Here is a 19,682-nt window from a genome sequence, read left to right on the forward strand (position 1 = left end):
GATTAAATCAAAAAAATAATCATTTCTCAATTACCCCTAAATCATAAAGGCAATAAAGAACCCGATCAAAGCCAATCGTTGGATTAAAAGCGAAATTTTCATGGCATTAAGTTATTTCCAAAAGCTCCCAAAGTAAACGCATTTGAAGATCTACCCCAATACGACAAATGCCCTATCTGTGCGACAGGGCATTTGAATTTTTTTCAACTGATCAATGGGCATGACCACCGGGACCATGCACATGTCCGTGTTCTATTTCCTCGGGTTCGGCAGCTCGGATAGATTCGATTTTCCCTTCAAAATACAGGTCCATTCCCGCCAAGGGATGATTAAAATCCATATGGACACCGCGGTAATCGACCTTTGTGATTTCTCCCCGCATCTGATTTCCTTTATCATCTTGCATAGGAATCACTTTGCCCACTTTTAGCAGCTCTTTATTCTTTTTCCCTTCTTCTTTAAAATTCGCTTTGGGGATAATCGCCGTTTTGTACTCATCGTAATCTCCGTAGGCATTTTCGAAATCAATAAACACTTCAAAACTTTCCCCTTCTGCTTTCCCCGCAATAACTTCTTCAAGCTTAAGAAGGATATTCTGATGTCCCATCAAGAAATGATAAGGCATCTCAGCGCTGACTGACTCATAATCTACCGGGCCGGATTCTCCATCATCCACACGTAGTTTATAGGAGATGGCAACCACTTTATCTTTTTCTGCTTTCATATTTTTTTCTGATTATTAGAAACTATTTTGCAAGCCAAATCTACTTTGCTAATCAGGCTTGATGCTTCTACCTCTCTCAGCAAAGGCGACCGAAACCCGCCTGCATTGAACTTCCATGCTGCTTTAGGAGGCTCAATTTTTCTTATTGGTAAAAAACGGAGCTACAAATTTATTTAAACAAATAGCTCACGCTTAACTGGGCGACAAAATTCTTCCGGTCAAATCCCGGAACAAAATACTGATCGGGGTCATTTTCCAGATACCATTTGTAATTCAGCGTATTGACATACTGAAATCTTCCGCTCACCAAAATATTGTCAAATCGCCAATCCCCCACCAAAGAAGGCACCAAGTCCACATACTTGTTTCTAAAGTCCTTTGAAGCTTCGTACCGATAATAATAAAAATCATTGTTGTACACAATCCGCTCAAACTGAAAACCGATTCGGTTCATCTTGTCCACCCAGGCAAACTCCACAAAAATCTGATTACTTGCAGGTCCATTTCCGATACCCAAAACCTGTCCTTGATGGGTGTATCCATGTCGGATATGATCATGAATATACCAGGTTCGCATTTGACGGATTTCCTCGCGAATAGTCTGTCCACTTTGTGTCATTTCAGAGCTGATCTGAAAATATCGCCCCTGTTTTTTCAGCGGCATCAGATGTGAAAATCCAAAAGTAAACGCTCTCCCTTTCTCAGGGGTAATCATAAAATCCTCCAGCACTCGGCTGTTGCCGCGGGTACCGTATTCCCCGTAAAACTCAAAATGCCCTTCTTGGCTCAGCCAGCGGAAATAGCCAGAGCTAAATTGCTGTCTTTTATTCCGAATCGGGTCAAAAACATTTTCTGGCCCTTTTCTCCCATTGAAGATCGGGAGTAAATCCGCAAAATCAGTAATCTCATTTCGATAGACCTGATTGGTGGAAGCATAGCCCAGAAATAAGCCCGGAACCCATTTTGGTTGGTAGGTCAATACCAACCCGGATAAGTATCGCTTCCCATTTTCCCGCTTGGGGATCAATACCGGATTTTGCTGAATAGTATAATCGGGATGAGGGGGAAGAAAATTCGTAGACTTAAGAAAACCTGATATCAGTTGTCCTTCAAATGAACCAATTGTAGTTTTAACAGGCTTTCGGGTATTGACCGTAAAATGCAAAAACCCCGGCGCATTGTTTCCCATCAAGAGCGAATTGCGCCGACCGGGACCCCACCAGAGATTTTCGGTAGACAAACCGACAGAATACTCCTTATAATTAAACCGAAAACTCGACTGACCAGCATAGAGTCTATTATAGGCCTTTCGGCCAAAGCGCTCCGGCATATCGATCCGGTTCATGTATTCGTAGTAGAAAAGAATCGTGGCCTGATGCTCGATAGGAAAGCCAATGTAGTCCTTGTTTTGAGCCATCAAGAGTTCCGGCTGAAGCTGAAGCGAAAAATTACCCAACTCCGCATAAGCGCCAATACTAAATACCTGCTGCAATCCCCGATTGGGAATCATCGCTCCATCATTGACCCCGAAGGCATATTCTGAATTGTACTGCATCCGATATGTCCCCGGAAGCAACAAAAACTTCAATTGACGAGCAGAGTCGAGTTGGATTTTGTGATGAACGCCGCTTCGGTCAAAGTCCACCACCGAACTGTCCAAATCAAATCCATCTTTTACCCCAAAGGCCTCCGTAGGATAAAGTGGCCGAATCATCCAAGAAGAAGCAGAATCCACATTTCCGATTAGCTGAGCCCTCCGTAAATAATCGTCCAAAAATGGCATCCCCACCGGGATCGTCTGTCCTAAAACCGGAATAGTCAGCCCAAAAAAGAGCAAAATGGCAAGTAGCTTGGTTTGTATCGCTTCCTTTCTCATGATCAGTTTACTACGAGTGCCTCCACTGTTACTTTTGCTATCGACCAGGATTCATCACAGACCGGGTCGGGAATTCCCTCATTTCTCAAATCACTATTCCAAAATATGCGCACATTTGGATTCTGATGGGGAATCAACTTTGAAATACTGTATCGAGTGGTATAATTAGGAAAAGCTCCAAAAAGACATAATCCCGGCATATTGGTTTGGGTCGCTCCCTGCTTGGGACGATTCTGTCTGAAATAATCATTGGGATAGGATTGGTAAAGGCAATACGTCGATTCACAGGGCGAATTCGAAAAAGTCGTCCGAAACACCTCTTGATTATCATAACCAAAGTACCAATAATCCGGCCCGCCAACCCCATCATCCGCATTGCCATCCCAGGTGTCGTGAATGAGAATTTCGGTCGTGATCTTTAATACATTATGCGTGGGTAAATCTGTCAGCCGTAAAGCGACCGTGTCATTATGATAAAATCCCGCAATCGTATCTTCCTGAAAAATAAAAAGTTTCCCATTCTCAAATCCTGCCAAATCCAGATCTGAAAAATCATTTTCATAGACCATGACCGTGGATTCCAGCGTATCTGTACACGATATCAAACTGATCATCAACCCGAAAAATAAGAATAGAGTGGCTATTCTTTTTCTACCTCCAAAATTCATGTACGCTTAATAGTTTTTTTAACAGTCTACAAATAAACGAAAATCGCTCTAAATCAGATGAAGCATTTTTCTGCAATTTATCCTTAGCACTATAATTGAATCCTTATTTTTGCAACAAATTCTACCAGTATCATGCCGACTTTTACCATTGTCGCTGGAGCACGACCAAATTTTATGAAAATCGCTCCGATTATTCATGCTATTCAAAAGCAACAACAAAACCATCCCGATCTCCATTTCCGTCTGATCCACACAGGTCAGCACTATGACAAAAAGATGTCGGGAGACTTTTTTGAGCAGCTTAATATCCCCGAGCCCCACGCCAACCTCGGCGGAGGAGGAGGAACCCAAGCCGAACAAACAGCCGCTATCATGGTGGCTTTTGAAAAGGAACTGATGGAAAATCCCTGCGATTTGGTCTTGGTGGTTGGCGATGTGACGAGTACGCTCGCTTGCTCAATCACCGCCAAAAAACTGTGCATTGACGTAGCCCATGTGGAGGGAGGAATTCGTTCGGGTGATTTGACCATGCCGGAGGAAATCAATCGCATGGTGACCGACTCGATTACGGATCACTTTTTTACTACTTCTGAGATTGCCAATGAGAACCTCCGGAAAAGTGGTTTTGCCGAAGAAAAAATTCACTTCGTGGGTAATACCATGATCGATACGCTTTTGGCCAATTTGCCTCGATTCCAGCAGCCCGAAGGCGAATTGTTTGAGCAGCTGCAGTCTGGGAATTATTTCATAATGACCATGCACCGTCCCGCCAATGTGGATCAGGAGCATAAATTAAAAGCCATGATTCAGGCGATTTTGGATGGAACGGGCAATTTACCCATCGTCTTTCCCGTACATCCCCGAACCGCCAAAAACCTGCAAGCCATCGGTATTCAAGATGACCGGCTTCACATGTGCGAACCCTTGGGCTATCTGGAATTCAACTACCTGGTCAAAAATGCCAAAGCCGTGATTACAGATTCGGGGGGAATTACCGAAGAAGCCTCCGTCTTGAACGTCCCCTGCATCACGCTTCGGGACAATACTGAGCGGGCCGAAACCATCCATCTCGGCACCAATGAATTGGTTGGGACGGATCCTGCCAAACTCAAGCCCTACTTGGAAAAAATCATGGCCGGAGAATGGAAACAATACCAGGGCATTCCGCTTTGGGATGGGAAAACCGCCGAGCGAATAGTTTCAATTTTAAAAAAGGCCTATTCTGCATGAATACCCAAGTCCGCATCGCTCAGCTCGTAGAAGAATTAAAGATGAAGCCGCATCCCGAAGGTGGATTTTATGCAGAAACCTATCGATCCGAAGAGATGATAATGATCGCAAATGGAGAGCGAAGCTTGATGACAGTGATTTACTTTTTGCTACGATCAGAGGATGTTTCCCATTTTCATCGGATCCAAAGTGATGAGCATTGGTTTTGGCATGAGGGTAGTTCGCTGACGGTGCATTTGCTGGGTGAAAAAGGGCATGAACAGCTCCAGCTCGGGCCGATCGGAATAAATAATTGCAAACCCCAACAGCTAGTTCCTGCCAAAGTGATTTTTGGCAGTACGGTAGATGAAGCAAACAGCTATGCTTTAGTCTCCTGTGTGGTGGCGCCGGGATTTGACTTTCAGGATTTTGAATTATTAGGAAGAAAAGACTTGCTCGCTCAGTTTCCGGAGAATGAGGAGATCATTTTGAGGTTGAGCAAATAAAAGGTCGTAAGCCACGAATGCACGAATCAGATAATTCGCCGTGGTCTGTGTTTCACTTGCCATTTTTTTCCTTCTGCCCTGGTGAACACGCAATAAGATTTTTCCTGTTCGTGAGGACACGAACAGAGGCGAAAGCTAAGAAATAAGAGCCGAGAGATTAGAAATGAGAAGGAAGACCGGAGACCGGAGACCGAAGGAGAAGGGAAGGCGGGAGACCGGAGACGGGAGAAAATGAAACTTGGTTTCTTGCCGATTCCACGGAAAGCCATTCGCGAATTAGTGGCTTCTTTTTTTGCCACGAATGCACGAATTGAATTTTTATGCTTGAATAGAAATGGTGCCTTAGCCCAAATTTTTTAACAACTCTCGCCGTGGTCAGTGTCTACAGACCACTTTATCACCAAACTGAGAGCTTCTCTTACTGGCAATGGCAGGCCTACACTCATTTTCATGCCGAAGTGAGTGTCATCACTCACTTCTTTCCACAAATCGATTTATTCCGATTCGTGAGGAACCAAACCGGGGCCGGACAGAACAAAAATAATTCGTGAATTAGTGGCTTTTCAAACCATAAAAAAAGCCCCCAAATTGACATTTGGAGGCTTTGAAATATGTTTTCTCTTTCTTTAGAATGAAAAGGTAAAGCCGAATTTCACTCGGGTACCCGGAGCCAATCGGGTGAAGATTTGGTCTTGAGCTTCATAGCTGCTGAAGACCACTTCCCGCTTGTCATTCAATAAGTTTTCAACACCCAGATTTGCCTGAATTCGCTCATCAGCTCCAAACGACTTGTTGATGTTCAAGTTTAAGCTGTGGAAAGGTACGGTATAGGTATCGGTTCTGTTTCCAAATCCAACAAAGTTCAAAGTTGGCCCCTGTACATTGTAGAATACACCTGCCTCAAATCCAGTGAGATAATTAAGGTAAGACAATCCGGTGTTGATAATGTAAGGTGCTTGACCAGCCATATCCCGTGTATCGGATACGGTTTCGCCTTCACGAGCCGTCAAAGATCTGGATCTAAATTCTGATTCAGACATTTTGATTTGAGATTCGGTTACGGTCAAATTGGTATTCCACATGAAGTTCTCCAATGCTGGAGCGAGGAAAGCCAAGGATTTTCTCAACTCAAGCTCTAGGCCCATCACGGTACCACGACCTACGTTACGAGGCTGGAAAGATCCAGGATCGGAAAGGAATTGAACGATTTCGATAGGTTTATCAAAGGATTTGTAGAATGCACTGACAGAAACCATCTGTGCTCTCTCTTGGAAAGATTCCCATCTCAAGTCAAAGTTGTTGATTCGAGTGGCAGTCAGATTACCATCCCAAAGGACTTCAGTTCCGCCATTAGTGGTTTCAGGGAATAATCCTCCGATGAAAGTTCTGCCCGTAATCGGGTCCAAAATCTCAGCATAGGATAGCTCCTTAAATGAAGGTCTGGCTATCGTACGGGTGGCGGAAAGTCGAAGGTTTTGATTTTCTTTCAATCCATAAACCAAATTCAGGGTAGGGAAGAAGTCCAAATCATCCAATACCTTCTCGTTGTCAAAAACGATCGTCGCTCCTTGGTTGGTACCGGTGTAGAACTGCGTATACTTTTCTACCCGAACTCCGGCGATAGCTTTTAGTCGATCGATTGGATTCAATTCAGTCGAAACATAACCGGCTACATTGGTCAAGTCAGACTGGTATTCATTCGGGTTGATTGGGATAAAGTCCGGGTTGTAGCGCACGCCGTTTCTATTATCCTCGGAGAAAAGATTCTCAGGGTTCAAAATCGCATTGGGATCACCAGCAGAAAGATCAGTATTTCCCGTAGCAAACTGGAAGGTCTGAATATTGAAATCCCGATCTTTCATGACGTAGCTACCTCCGAATCGAAGTTTCCCTTCGGACTGGAATGCCGTGATTCGACGCGTCAAGTCTACTTTATTCACCAAATTCATTTCCTCCAATTCTCTCCAGATTCTGGTCGGCAAGCCTACCTCGGTAGAAATGGTGTTGTTTGGCAAACGGAATCGAGTAAATCGAATATCCGGATCATCCATAGTTGATAAAGTAGGAGCAATTTTCCAGTCGATTTCCCACTGATTTCCACCCAAGAAGTGTGAACCTCCCAGCAAAATGCTTCTCAGTGATCGCTCACTGTACTCGATGTTGTACTGCTTGGCTTCAAAATTGGCTCCCAAGTTGGTATTGACAAAATCAAACTCACCCGCTTTGGACTCTCCATTTTGCAAGTGGAGATAGGTTAATCTAAACTTAGATGCATCGGTTTTCATGGCGATTCCGGCCATTCCGCCTAGCATCACATTGTTTACTCCATAGTCACCCATTTGTCTTTCGAGTGGCTCTAGCTCCCGATCGGTAGATTCACGAGGCTTGGCATAGAGATTAAATTCCGCATCCTGATAAAACTCGGTGTCGTTTTTATAAGTCAGCGCAAAATTATATCCCCAGGTCACTTTCTCTCTTGCCAGCTGATCTCCGAGGGAAAAGCTCACCCCCAAATCCATCAAGCTATTGGTGCGATATCCGGCTAGGGTTTTATTGAAAGACCCAAGAATTGATTGATATTCTGCTCCAGCAGCGTTATTGGGATTTCCGACGACATCCCCATAAGAAGGGATATCTGTTCTTCCTCCTGTCGGAATAGCTCGAGATCCATCATCAAATCCTAGCCAATCATTTTTACCACCATCGTATTTGATATAATTGCTATTGAAGTGCATCGAAGGATTAATACCTCCAGAAACCCCCAATTTCATGGTTCGCTCCTCAGGAAAATCCTTGGTAGCAATATCTACTACACCCCCTGTAAAATCAGCAGGAAGATCAGCAGAGAATGACTTGGAGACGATAATATTATCGATCACATTAGTTGGAAAAATATCCATCTGAATGGTGTTTCTGTCCGGATCAAGTCCAGGTACATCCACGCCATTCAAGACAGTTTTGGTGTATCGGTCACCAAGGCCACGAACATAGACATACTTTCCGCCTTCGATGGATACTCCGGTTACTCTTTTTACTGCGCCGGCTGCATCACCGTCTCCGATTTGTCTGAATGTACTGGCCGAAATCCCGTCCATCAGATTTGGAGCATTTCGCTTAACAGACATCAGTGCATTTTCGGTCGTACGAATTGCCGCTGCTGCGATGGTCACTGTTTCCAGTTCGGAGGCTTCCTCCGCCATCAAAATATCATTTAATACCGTTACCTCACTTCCTTTGATCTCTACTGCGGTCAATTCAACCGTAGAATATGAGATGTAGGAAATTTGTAAGGTATAGGTTCCCGGATCAGCCTGGATTTCAAATTTTCCATCAAAATCAGTAACTGCTCCGATTCCAAGTTCTTTGACTAATACGGAGACACCGAATAGTGGCTCTCCGGTAGCTTCTTCATAGATAGCTCCTCGAAGGGTTCCTTTCTGGGCAAAGGAATAGCCTGCCATTAATTGGGTGATTAGAAGCAGGCTAAAGATGAATATTCGTTTCATGAACGAATGGGTTTTTTGATTTTTCATACAGCAAATGAATGATTCAATTTTATAAGAAAAGGAAGGAAGTTCCTTGCAAGACCTTCCTTCCTTTTATAAGGTTAAATCGATATTAGAAATCAGCCAATTCTCCAGCTACATCGGCCCAAGACCAACCTGCGAAAGGTGCTTTGTCAGCCCCTACAGTGTTTGATCCAGCTTCTACTGCAGTAGCTTCAGCATCTGTTCCGTTTCTAAATACATCAGTTAAAGAAGCTCCTTCAGCTAGTGCAACTTCAAGGTTTGCGAAGTTCAAAACACCACCTTGGAAGTTAGCAAGCGATGCATCTCCACTGATGGATAGATCACCACGGCCGTCGGTATCAGCAGGATTAGCAAATCCGAAGAAGTAAATATTAGAGAATGTTCCTCTCGCTCCATCTCTGAAGTCACCGAACTCAGAAACATCGTTTCCTTTTACTGATCCGTTTGTCACAGTGTGAGCAGCGTTGAAAGAACCTTCAGGTCCGTCGATTTCCATCGCGTGGTCAGTTTCATCTCCACAGATTAGGATAAAGTTATCCATAGTTCCAGCCCAAGCTTGGTCAGTGTCAAGCGCATCGTCACCAGAATTCCAAACGACTGCGTTGGTTACGTTTACTGTTCCACCAAACCACTCGATCCCATCATCTTGATTACCGATTACTTCTACGTTTTCGATGGTTGTTCCAGATCCTACTCCACCAAGGGTCAAGCCATTGATTTCGTTTCCTTCACCAATATTGGCACCACCGTGTCGGATGGAGATGTAAGTGATAGATCCAGAGTTGTCATCAGCCGCATCACCGCCGTAAAGACCGTTGGTATCAGATGCAGGAATTCCTTCGATTTGGATTTCAGAAACGTCACCTGCAAAAGAAGAAGGCGCATTACCCAAAATCAACAAACCACCCCAAAGACCGGAAAGATCTGGATCAAGGTTTGGAGAAGCGATTTCTCCTGGCTGAATTTCATCAGCGATAGAAGTAAAGATGATAGGAGCGTCAGCCGTTCCGTTTGCATTTAAAGTACCACCTCGAGCGATCAAAAGAGCCGTAGCGTTAGCGCCAGTTCCTACTTCACCTTTTACCACTACACCCTCTTCGATAGTTAAGGTAGCCCCTGCTTCTACAGCGATTCTTCCACCAAGGATGTAAGTGTTTCCAGTTTCCCAAGTCTGATCTTCGGTAATGTTAGACTCGATTCTGAATTCAGTCTGATCTACACCTACGTTCAACACGTGAGTCGCAGTAGCTTCGTCTCCATCCACATCAGACACAGTGAATTCGAACACGATGCTTTTTCCGGCATCCGCTTCTTCAGCTGTGTACTCAAATTCCTGAGAAGCGGATGTCCCTGATAAAGGAACAGTAGCGAAATTTGCTCCGTCTTTGGTAATAACCAATTCGGCCAATCCATCAGGTGCGGTAGCGGTAGCCGTTACCGGACCAAGTGTACCTCCAGCTTCAATTGAAGCAGTAGCAGGAATTCCAGAAATAGTAACCCCGTTGTCTGGCTCGGGATCGTCTTCACAGCTCGTAAAGCCAATGGTGATGGCTGCGAAAAGTAGAAAGAGATAGTTGAACTTTTTCATTGTTATTAATTAAGTTATGGTTTTGCCTTAGATGACGGTACAAAACTGACTCAATTTTTCGCGGCAAGAGAATTATTCGAATTATGCTTTTTTTAAAAATCGATTCAGAATTTAATACTGAATTAACAGAATCGACAAAAAAAAAGGCTTCCCTGTCAGAAAGCCCCATTTAAACCATTTTTGTGTTATTTCAATGTTACCGACTTGTTAATCGGAACTTTTTCCAAGAGAATTTTTACCAGATTACGCGTATTGATATTATCGGCCTCTGCTTCATAATTCAAAATAATCCGGTGATTGAGCACATCCTCGGCGATCTCTTTGATATCCTCAGGAAGCACATAATCTCTGCCGTCAAGGTAGGCTACTGCTTTGGAAGCGAGATTCAAATTGATACTGGCCCGTGGTGAAACTCCAAACTGAATGTATTTGGCTTCGTTCTTCAATCCGTATTGTTCTGGGAATCGTGTGGCAAAAACCAATTCAATGATATATTCCTCAAGTGGTTCTGCTATTTTGATCTCGTTGATTTGATTCCGAATGTCAAAAATGTCCTGCTTAGATAGAATCGCATTGACTTCCGAGCTAAAAGACATATTGGCCATCCGACGCATGACTTCCATTTCGTCAGCTTTGCTCGGATATTCAATGTGTACTTTCATCATAAATCGATCGACCTGCGCTTCAGGCAAAGGATAGGTTCCCTCTTGATCCACCGGGTTTTGTGTAGCTAAAACCAAAAATGGCCTATCGAGTGGAAATGTAGTCTCCCCGATTGTGACCTGCTTCTCCTGCATGGCTTCCAAAAGGGCCGACTGTACCTTAGCCGGAGATCGGTTGACCTCATCCGCCAAAATCAAATTGGCGAAAATCGGTCCTTTCTTCACTTCAAAATCTCCATTCTGCTGATTGTAAATCATCGTACCGATCAGATCTGATGGCAACAAATCCGGGGTAAACTGGATTCGGTTGAAATCCAAATGAAGCACTTTGGCCAGCGTATTTACCGTCAAGGTCTTTGCCAATCCTGGTACACCCTCCAATAATATATGTCCATTAGTGAAAAGTCCGATCAACAAGCGGTTGACCATTCGTTCTTGTCCTACGACTACTTTTCTGACCTCTTCTACTACGGCTGCGATTTTTTCCTGATGCATGGAGCTTTCTTTTAGCTTTTAATTCGACTAAAATAGGATATTTTATCCCGATCACAATCTTAATTCTTAACAGCGGTTTTGACCGAATGTCAGGTGGTTTTTTAGGAATTTTTAAGAAGGATCGCAATGCGGATAATCTCCCGCAAAGACGCGAGGGAGCAAAGATTCTTGAAAGTTATTGTATTTGACTTATCCTGTTTTCCGAAAGCAGGATTAAAACTGCCTCCGAATTAGTCCAGCTTCTGGAGAAGCAGGACAACGGAATTGAAAGGATAGAACCCTCCGAGGGGTTTTTTAAATATTTATCCTGCTCTTTTGGTTCAAGGTCCTCAGACCTGGCTGCCACTGGTAGCATTGGACCAGCTTGGCCCCCCAAAAAACGCTTAACTTTACTTCCTCCGAAAACCACTCAAACCCAATAATTTATAAATTTCCTCCTGGGCCATCTCTCTTACTTCTCCTACCCGAAAACCCTCAATCGTCAATCGCGCAATCGACCATCGAACTAACCGTAAGGTTGGATGTCCCACCGCCGCAGTCATTTTACGAACTTGCCGGTTTTTCCCCTCAATCAAGGTCAGACTGATCCAAGTATCAGGCACGTTTTTGCGATAGCGAATCGGAGGATCGCGATCGGGCAACCCAGGAATGGCTGCAGGAATCTTAGCAATCGCAGGTTTGGTCATGTACAATTTTCCATCCACATTGATTTCCACACCTTTTTGAAGACGGCGCAATCCTTCCTGATCGGGAACTCCCTCCACCTGTGCGAGATAGGTTCGCTCATGTCCAAACCTTGGATTCAAAAGTTGGTTGTTGAGCCATTTATCGTCAGTAATAATCAGAAGACCCTCACTATCCTTGTCGAGTCGTCCGACGGGATAGACGGTTTTGGGAAAATGAAAAAGAGAGGCAAGTGTCTGCCCCTCTCCGCTGAATTGGCTCAAGACCCCGTAGGGTTTGTAAATAATAAAGTACTGTGCCAAAACCTAAATTAACTTCCGCAGCCCACACAATCAATGCTGGAATCCATCGGCTTAACGCCCTTGAGTTTCATTTCAAGATTGTGGATTTGATCGCGTACATCCATGTCCTGAAACATGTCGCCTGTCAATTTGCCTTTGAGTTCGGCAATCTGTGATTCGAGTTCCTTCAGTTGTACTTCGCTCATAAAAAGGTGGTTTAAGGGTTAAAACCTGAAATATGCACTTGAAAATCTACTCAGTCATAAAAATGCTTCAAAATCAGTTGTTTCACTTCCCTTTTCGATTTCATCGTAGCGATGCCACGCCTCGATCTCCAAAGTGACTGATTTTATTACATTTTAATGCCTCGCTACGATTTCAAAAACATAATCCAGGTTAAAGTGATTGGTCATTCAAAATAGGAAGAAAGGAAAAGAAGTTCCTCTTTTTCTGATAAAAAATTCGACAAAAATGATTCCAATTCCAAACCCTTTGGAAACCAAGCAAATTATTTAAGCCAATAAAAAAGTGGCTGTCTCATAAATCGCTAAAATGTCAGCCTGAGTCTTAAATATTCTTCGAACATACAAAAAGGAGATGACGAAAATTATGGTTTGAATCAAATTTTTGGTCAGGCTGAGCGGAGTCGAAGCGTCCTCGACTCCGCTCGGACTGACCCCAATTTTGTGATATTAAGCATCTCTGTCTTTTGGTAGCTGAGTCGAAGGCCATTTCTATCATTCTAGCCCACATTTCGACTTCCTGCCTTTGCCGGCGAGGCAGGCGCTCAATGTGACAAACTTCAAATTTGAGACAGCCTCCTTAATCAATTCCAGAGCTTTTTGGGATATTCTCCGGATGCATGCATTTCTTTCAATGAGTCGATTACAACCGGCTTATCCTCGGTATAGGTCACTCCAAACCAGGTTTTCCCACCCGGTAAGATTTCAAAAGCTGCTTTATGCTCTTGAATGAGATTATTAGCCACTGTAGGAATATAAAATTCGGACTTGAGGTTTTCCAGATTGGCAGGGAGAAATTCCTTCCACATGGCTTCGATGTCCGAAAAGACGGCTGGATGAAAGCCCCAGAAATTCATGGAAACCGGCGTGTTTTCAGCAATCTCAATAACCTCTCCTTCACCTCGGCTGATGATTCTATCCCCTTCACGGGCGATGGAAGTACGCTCTATCATTCCAATCAGCTGTCCTTTTTCGTTGGTTGTGCAGACTCCACGGCTTACTGTTCCGTTTTCAGAAAGGACATTTTGAATCGCATACCCGACCATGGAATGCAGCTCCGGCTTTACTTCATGGGTCAGAAATTTTGCCTGTACTTCAAATGCTTCCTTACCATAAAAATCATCGGCATTAATCACCGCAAAAGGCTCTTTCACCGCGTCTTTGGCACAAAGCACTGCATGTGCGGTACCAAAGGGTTTCACTCGGTCTGACTGCTTTAAGTCTTCCGGCACAAAACTATCCAAAGACTGAATGACCCAATCTACTTCGATTTTCCCCTCGAGCTTGGGTAGAAACTTTTCCTTGGCCACTTCCAATATCTCCTCACGAACTATAAAAACCACCTTGCCAAAGCCCGCCCGGATTGCATCATAAATCGAATATTCTAAGATCGTTTCCCCATTTGGGCCAAAGCCGTCAATTTGCTTGTTTCCGCCATATCGGCTTCCCATTCCGGCAGCTAAAACGAGTAATGTTGGTTTTTGAGTCATGAAATTATTTTTTGAAAACGAAGCAAAATTAATCGAAATGATTCGGGGTACAAGGCAAGACTAATTTCAAACCGGATCTCTTCACTTTTTATTTTACCCCATTTTTTCAATTTTTAAGTAAAATAAGGCAAAACTAAGTTTAGAAAAACACCCTGTTTCCTACTTTTTGATTCCAAATATCGCTAATCAGGATATTTTTTTATCCTCATTTTGACTTTTATTCATTTTTTGAATTACTTTCATGTTAAATTTCCAACAAATCTCAAACCTGATTGAAAAAATGAAAAAAATTGAAGCGATTATCAGAACATCGCGCTTTGACCAAATCCATGCTTGCATTTCTGGATTAGGGGTCAAATTCCTCTCCTTTTATGAGATAAAGGGGATGGGTTTTGAGCATGCGCGACAGGAAATGTATCGTGGGGTATCCTATGAACCGGCTTACATTCCTCGAACCAAACTGGAAATCGTAGTGCCGGATGAACTCAAAGACGAAGTCATCCGGTGCATCCTCAAAGAAGGAAAAACAGGTGAAATCGGAGATGGGAAAATCTTTGTTTTCGATGTCCTTGACGCCTATCGGATCCGAAACAATGACACTGGGGAAAACGCCCTTTAATCGCTCAAACCACCGAACCTATTCATACCCATGCAAGAACTATTTACTGTCAATAATCTATGGATGATGATGGCCACGATTTTGGTCTTCATTATGCATTTGGGCTTCGCCAGTCTGGAAGCCGGTCTCACCCGTGCCAAAAATACGGTCAACATTCTCTTTAAAAATACTATAATCCCCGCCATCGGCATTTTGACCTATGCGCTTGTGGGATTTAATCTCATGTACCCGGGATCTGGATTTGAGGGATCTTTTGTGGGCTTTGCCGGATTTGGCTTAAGTCTTCCCGAGGGCTGGGATTCATCCAACTACAATGCGGGATATACCTACTTCACCGACTTTATTTTTCAGGCCATGTTTGCAGCTACCGCTGCGACGATCGTTTCAGGAGCTGTAGCCGAGCGAATCAAATTAGGCCCATTTATCTTTTTTTCCATTCTCTATGTGTCCATTTGCTATCCTATCGTCGGCATGTGGAAGTGGGGCGGAGGGTTTTTGAATACGCTGGATACTCCGTTTTATGATTTTGCGGGATCTACCATCGTTCACTCTGTGGGTGGATGGGGTGCCCTAGTCGGGGCATTTCTACTGGGACCTCGGATTGGGAAATATACCGAACGCGGTATGAATGCTATTCCCGGGCATAATTTACCACTAGCCACCTTTGGCGTATTCCTACTCTGGTTTGGCTGGTTTGGTTTCAATGGCGGTTCTGTACTCAGCGCTAATCCCGGTGCAGTCTCGCGGGTATTTGTGACGACCTCCATCGCAGCTTCTGCAGGAGCATTTGGGGCCTTGATCGTTTCCTATTTGAAATTCAAATCCTATGACATCACCATGGTACTCAATGGAATTCTAGCGGGATTAGTAGGAATTACGGCTGGGGCTGATCAGATGGGCGTGGGTGAATCGGCCATTATCGGATTCATCGGTGGGGGGTTAATCGTATTTGGAGTAGTCTTATTTGACAAAATCAAAATCGATGATCCGGTAGGTGCCATATCGGTTCACCTAATCGGTGGAATATGGGGAACGCTCGCAGTAGGAATTTTCGGAGAACTGGCTGGCTGGAATCAGTTTATTTCCCAATTAATCGGCGTTGGTGCCGTAGGGTTTTTCTGCTTTCTATTTGCTGGAATCATTCTTTTTACGCTCAAAAAATCCATTGGAATCCGAGTGGACCAAAAAGAAGAAATAGAGGGGCTCGATATTAACGAACACGGGATGCGTGCCTATCCAGATTTTGCCACCAAGGACTAAACCGAAGGAAAACTCCTTAATTTATTTACCACCAACCGAAAAAGAGGCTGTCTCAGAAGAGAAGTTTGTCACATTGAGCACTGGAGAGACGAGAGTCTCGAAATCGAAGGGTCAGGCTTATATTAAAGCTATTTATGAGACAGCCTCCTATTATAAATACGGATATTTTTGACCCAATCTAAAGTTCAAAAATCCGATTTTATCCAAACGAAGGCATGATTAAGGGTATACCTTTTGTAAAAAGACTAACGTCAAGATCTACCTGTTTTTTTGTTTAAATTCATTCCTTTGTTAACTTAAGCCACTACCAACCCATTTTTTCTATGAAAATTTATCGGCGATTGATCATTCCGCTCTTAGTGACCATTTGTTTGGTGATCGCCAAGCTTTATTTCAAGGAAGAATCTTCCTCTTGGGAGGGCATCTGGTCTTGGCTTCCTCATATGAATACCATCCTGATCATTTCTGGTTTTGCTTGGTGTTTGTTGGCGTTTACTGGGATACTTAAGATCATTTTTCTCAAACAATACGACATCAGCAAGGAAGATAACCTACGGGCCAGAAAAATCTACACACAACTCAATATCCTACAGAAAATCGCCAATTTTATCATTATTATCCTGGGAATTGGATTGATCTTGATCTCTTTTGAGCCTATCCGGAAAATCGGAGTTGGCGTATTTGCTTCAGCTGGGGTGGCTGGGATTATCATTGGTTTTTCCGCCCAAAAAGCAATTGGAGCACTGATTGCCGGAATTCAGATTGCCTTTGCCCAGCCCTTTAGACTGGATGATGCCGTGGTGGTAGAGGGCGAATGGGGCTGGATCGAAGAGATCAATCTGACCTATGTGGTGGTTCGGATTTGGGATCAGCGTAGACTTGTACTGCCGACAACTTATTTTCTGGAAAATCCCTTTCAAAACTGGACTCGCACTTCTGCTGATATCATTGGATCGGTTTTTTTGTATACGGATTACATCGTGCCATTTGATGAGCTTCGCAAAGAGCTAGATCGGATTTTGGAAAACACCTCACTTTGGGATAAGAAAACAAAAATACTTCAAGTCACCGATGCTAAGGAGGGAACGGTAGAAAGTCGGATTTTGGTCTCGGCCAGAAACTCCCCGACCGCATGGGACCTTCGGGTGCATGTCCGGGAAAAAATGATTGAGTTCTTACAGAAAAATTATCCTCAGTCACTTCCTCGAACGCGGATTATACTGGAAGGGGAAGTAAAATCATGAGAAAAGTACTCTGCATTTTTATCGTTTTTTGGGCAGCTCAATCTTTTGGACAAGAAAAAGAGAAAACCTTGGAATTGGATTTTTCGGGATTCTTGGATTTGTATTACGGGCATGACTTTGTGGACCCAATGGGAATCGAAAGAAGACTTCCTTTTCTTTACAATCACACCAAACAAAATCGTCTTGGAGTTAATCTGGCACTCTTCACGATGAGCGTGAAATCAGACTTTTTCCGGGCAAATCTGGGAATCCATCAGGGCACCTACGTTCGGGACAATTACGCCAATGAACCGGAGCTATTTAAGTGGATTCATCAAGCCAATGTAGGGGTGGCCATTGATCGTGAAAAAAGACTCTGGTTGGATGCTGGGGTTTTGCCTTCACATATTGGATTTGAATCTGCCGTTTCTATCGAAAACCCCAGCCTTTCCCGATCCATTATAGCCGAAAACAGTCCTTATTTTGAGACCGGCGTACGCTTGAGTTGGCAGATGGACGAGCGCTGGTATTTGGCCTTTTTTTACCTGAATGGCTGGCAACGAATCCGGGCTATTCCCGGAAGAAACCGTCCCTCCTTTGGAACTCAGGCCACTTTTTCTCCCTCTGAAAACACGCGGATCAACTGGAGTACATTCCTCGGCACTGATCAACCGCTGGAGGCAGAGACCATGATTTATTTTACCAATTTCATTGGTGATTTTAGGTTTGAAAAAGGGTGGCGATTGGTAGCAAGGCTGGATGGAGGAAGACGGACCTTACCTTTTGATTTTGACCGGAATTGGTGGGGAATGTCTGCCATTTTGCAAAAGCGCTTTTCCGAAAAATTTGCCTCTGCTTTTCGGGTAGAGCATTATAATGACCCTTTTCAGGCCATCTCTATTAGCCTGGTGGATCAAGGAATCAAAACCAGTGGACTTTCTCTCAATGCGGATTGGAAGCTCTTCGAGGCAGCGACTTTTCGACTGGAGGGACGCTGGTTGACCGGTCCGGAATTAGGTACGGGAGGCGGAAATTCAGAAAATTACTTTTTGCTCGGTTCCCTAGCTTTTGCGATTGATTAAAGCGAATCAATGTTATTAAGATACTTCTCTGCCTGATCGAGAATTTCTTGCTTGTTTTTCATTTTGTCCCAGGTACGATAAGCCATCCCGATTCGGGGGTTTTTCTCCAATTTGTCCCGATTTCGATCGTAAAAGTGCCAATAGAAACTATTGAACGGACAGGCTTTTTCCCCCACTTTTTCCTTATGGCTGTAGGCACAGTGATCACAGTAATTACCCTGCTTTTTGATATAATTTGCCGAAGAGACATAGGGTTTGGTACCGACTATTCCCCCATCAGCAAATTGAGACATGCCACGGGTATTGGTGATTTCTACCCATTCGATGGCATCGATATAGATACCCAAATACCATTGATCCAATTCATCAGGATGTATGCCTGCGAGCAAAGCAAAATTTCCCGTTACCATCAGTCGCTGAATATGGTGGGCATAAGCCAAGTCCAGCGATTGACCGATGGATTCCGATAGGCATTTCATCTTAGTTTTTCCGGTCCAAAACCACTTTGGAAGGGTTCGCTCGTGTCCGAAAAAATTCATCTCCGCATAGTCGGGCATTTTGGCCCAATAGACGCCACGCATATATTCCCGCCATCCGATGATCTGCCGGATAAAACCTTCTACCTGGGAAATAGATATTTCATCCCGATGGCCCTCCCAGTATTTTTCCACGGTTTGTACCACTTCCAGCGGAGACAGCATTTTGCTATTCATCGCAAAACTCAGACGGGAATGGAAAAGAAAGGGATCCCAGGTAGTCAAAGCATCTTGATAATCTCCAAAATGGACCAAAAGCCTTTCGCAGAAATAATCTAAAATCTCCAGGCACTCTTCCCGGCTAGTCGGCCAAGTAAACTTTTCGGGATCTACGTTTCCGATTGTTTCTATTTGCGCATCTTTGATGGTCTGGAGTAGTTTTTTGACTGATTTGGGATGAGTTTTGGGCTTTCGCAAAAGCTGCTTATCCTTCAGGGCAGATCGGTTTTCTTGATCAAAATTCCACTTGCCATCCACGGGTTCTTTTCCGTCCATAAGGATATCGAATTTCCGTCGCATTTCCCGATAAAAAGATTCCATCAGGTAGGTCTTTTTCCTTTTGAAAAAATCAGCTAAATATTCCCGCTCGGTAAGAAAATGCTCCGTGTCGTTGGCTTTTGATTTGATTTTCAACTGAGAGCAAATTTCCTTTAATTGCTGGTCCAGTCGGTATTCGTCGGGAAGTTGATACTCAAAGACCTCTATTTCAAACTCATCGATACAGCTTTGGACCAGCTTCTCCAGATTTTGCGGATTGCTTTTTTCGTCGATTTCAAAGTATTTGACCTGATGGCCTTCACGATCTAAATACTCTGCAAAATTTCTCATGGATATGAAAAAAGCGAGCACCTTTTGGATATGGTGAATAACGTAATCTGTTTCCTGACGCATTTCTGCCATCAGATAGATTACATCCTCATTTTTATCCTGAAACCAAGAATGATTTCTGTTGAGCTGATCGCCCAGAATTAAGCGTAAAATTTTGGCCATAAAAAAAAAGACTTTAA

General features: G+C 43.7%; 16 protein-coding genes. 6 read left to right on the forward strand and 10 right to left on the reverse strand.

The features are described 5' to 3' along the window. Positions 1-211: 211 nt before the first annotated feature. From BM043_RS06810 to BM043_RS06820, 3 genes are all read right to left on the reverse strand, one after another. Positions 212-724, reverse strand: a complete 513-nt coding sequence (locus BM043_RS06810; RefSeq protein ID WP_092790109.1) for an FKBP-type peptidyl-prolyl cis-trans isomerase — start codon at positions 722-724, stop codon at positions 212-214. Positions 725-893: 169 nt separating this feature from the next. Continuing rightward, positions 894-2,600: a capsule assembly Wzi family protein gene (locus tag BM043_RS06815; RefSeq protein ID WP_092790111.1), complete on the reverse strand. Its 1,707-nt coding sequence runs from the start codon at positions 2,598-2,600 to the stop codon at positions 894-896. A 2-nt stretch (positions 2,601-2,602) separates the two neighbouring features. Then, entirely contained in the window at positions 2,603-3,268 is a 666-nt protein-coding gene (locus tag BM043_RS06820; protein WP_245752978.1) for a hypothetical protein, read from the reverse strand. A 132-nt stretch (positions 3,269-3,400) separates the two neighbouring features. On the opposite strand from BM043_RS06820, the gene wecB reads away from it, so the two are divergent. Together wecB and BM043_RS06830 are read left to right on the forward strand one after the other, a co-directional pair. After that, the gene (wecB, locus tag BM043_RS06825; protein ID WP_092790113.1) at positions 3,401-4,498 is read left to right on the forward strand and encodes a non-hydrolyzing UDP-N-acetylglucosamine 2-epimerase; all 1,098 of its coding nucleotides are present in this window, start codon (positions 3,401-3,403) and stop codon (positions 4,496-4,498) included. After that, entirely contained in the window at positions 4,495-4,983 is a 489-nt protein-coding gene (locus tag BM043_RS06830; protein WP_092790115.1) for a cupin domain-containing protein, read from the forward strand. The genes wecB and BM043_RS06830 overlap by 4 nt, the downstream gene beginning before the upstream one ends. A 626-nt stretch (positions 4,984-5,609) precedes the next feature. Here BM043_RS06830 and BM043_RS06835 read toward each other — a convergent pair. The 6 genes from BM043_RS06835 to BM043_RS06855 form a co-directional block, all read right to left on the reverse strand. Beyond that, positions 5,610-8,489, reverse strand: coding sequence for a TonB-dependent receptor (locus BM043_RS06835; protein WP_092790489.1), 2,880 nt, complete (start codon positions 8,487-8,489; stop codon positions 5,610-5,612). A 112-nt stretch (positions 8,490-8,601) separates the two neighbouring features. After that, a complete protein-coding gene (locus BM043_RS06840) occupies positions 8,602-10,101 on the reverse strand; it encodes a hypothetical protein (RefSeq protein ID WP_092790117.1) in 1,500 nt (499 codons plus the stop codon). A 185-nt stretch (positions 10,102-10,286) separates the two neighbouring features. Further along, positions 10,287-11,258, reverse strand: coding sequence for an AAA family ATPase (locus tag BM043_RS06845; protein ID WP_092790119.1), 972 nt, complete (start codon positions 11,256-11,258; stop codon positions 10,287-10,289). A 389-nt stretch (positions 11,259-11,647) separates the two neighbouring features. After that, positions 11,648-12,244, reverse strand: coding sequence for a pseudouridine synthase (locus BM043_RS06850; RefSeq protein WP_092790121.1), 597 nt, complete (start codon positions 12,242-12,244; stop codon positions 11,648-11,650). Between the two features lie 8 nt (positions 12,245-12,252). Then, complete coding sequence (locus tag BM043_RS19480; protein WP_177188432.1) at positions 12,253-12,429, reverse strand: hypothetical protein; 177 nt, start codon at positions 12,427-12,429, stop codon at positions 12,253-12,255. A 620-nt stretch (positions 12,430-13,049) separates the two neighbouring features. Then, positions 13,050-13,955, reverse strand: a complete 906-nt coding sequence (locus BM043_RS06855) for a nucleotidyltransferase family protein (RefSeq protein WP_092790123.1) — start codon at positions 13,953-13,955, stop codon at positions 13,050-13,052. Positions 13,956-14,235: 280 nt separating this feature from the next. Between BM043_RS06855 and BM043_RS06860 the strand changes: the two genes are divergently transcribed. From BM043_RS06860 to BM043_RS06875, 4 genes are all read left to right on the forward strand, one after another. After that, on the forward strand, positions 14,236-14,574 hold the full coding sequence (locus tag BM043_RS06860) for a P-II family nitrogen regulator (protein ID WP_092790491.1): 339 nt from the start codon (positions 14,236-14,238) through the stop codon (positions 14,572-14,574). A gap of 30 nt (positions 14,575-14,604) precedes the next feature. After that, on the forward strand, positions 14,605-15,834 hold the full coding sequence (locus BM043_RS06865; protein ID WP_092790124.1) for an ammonium transporter: 1,230 nt from the start codon (positions 14,605-14,607) through the stop codon (positions 15,832-15,834). 323 nt (positions 15,835-16,157) lie between these two features. Beyond that, positions 16,158-17,078 (forward strand): mechanosensitive ion channel family protein, encoded by a 921-nt coding sequence (locus tag BM043_RS06870; protein WP_092790126.1) that lies wholly within the window; start codon positions 16,158-16,160, stop codon positions 17,076-17,078. Continuing rightward, positions 17,075-18,139, forward strand: a complete 1,065-nt coding sequence (locus tag BM043_RS06875) for a porin (RefSeq protein ID WP_092790127.1) — start codon at positions 17,075-17,077, stop codon at positions 18,137-18,139. Before BM043_RS06870 ends, BM043_RS06875 begins: the two co-directional genes overlap by 4 nt. On the opposite strand, the gene BM043_RS06880 is transcribed toward BM043_RS06875, so the two are convergent. Next, the gene (locus BM043_RS06880; protein WP_092790493.1) at positions 18,136-19,665 is read right to left on the reverse strand and encodes a cryptochrome/photolyase family protein; all 1,530 of its coding nucleotides are present in this window, start codon (positions 19,663-19,665) and stop codon (positions 18,136-18,138) included. The genes BM043_RS06875 and BM043_RS06880 overlap by 4 nt on opposite strands. Positions 19,666-19,682: the final 17 nt, after the last annotated feature.

Source organism: Algoriphagus hitonicola, assembly GCF_900113375.1.
GTDB classification, from domain to species: Bacteria; Bacteroidota; Bacteroidia; order Cytophagales; family Cyclobacteriaceae; genus Algoriphagus; species Algoriphagus hitonicola.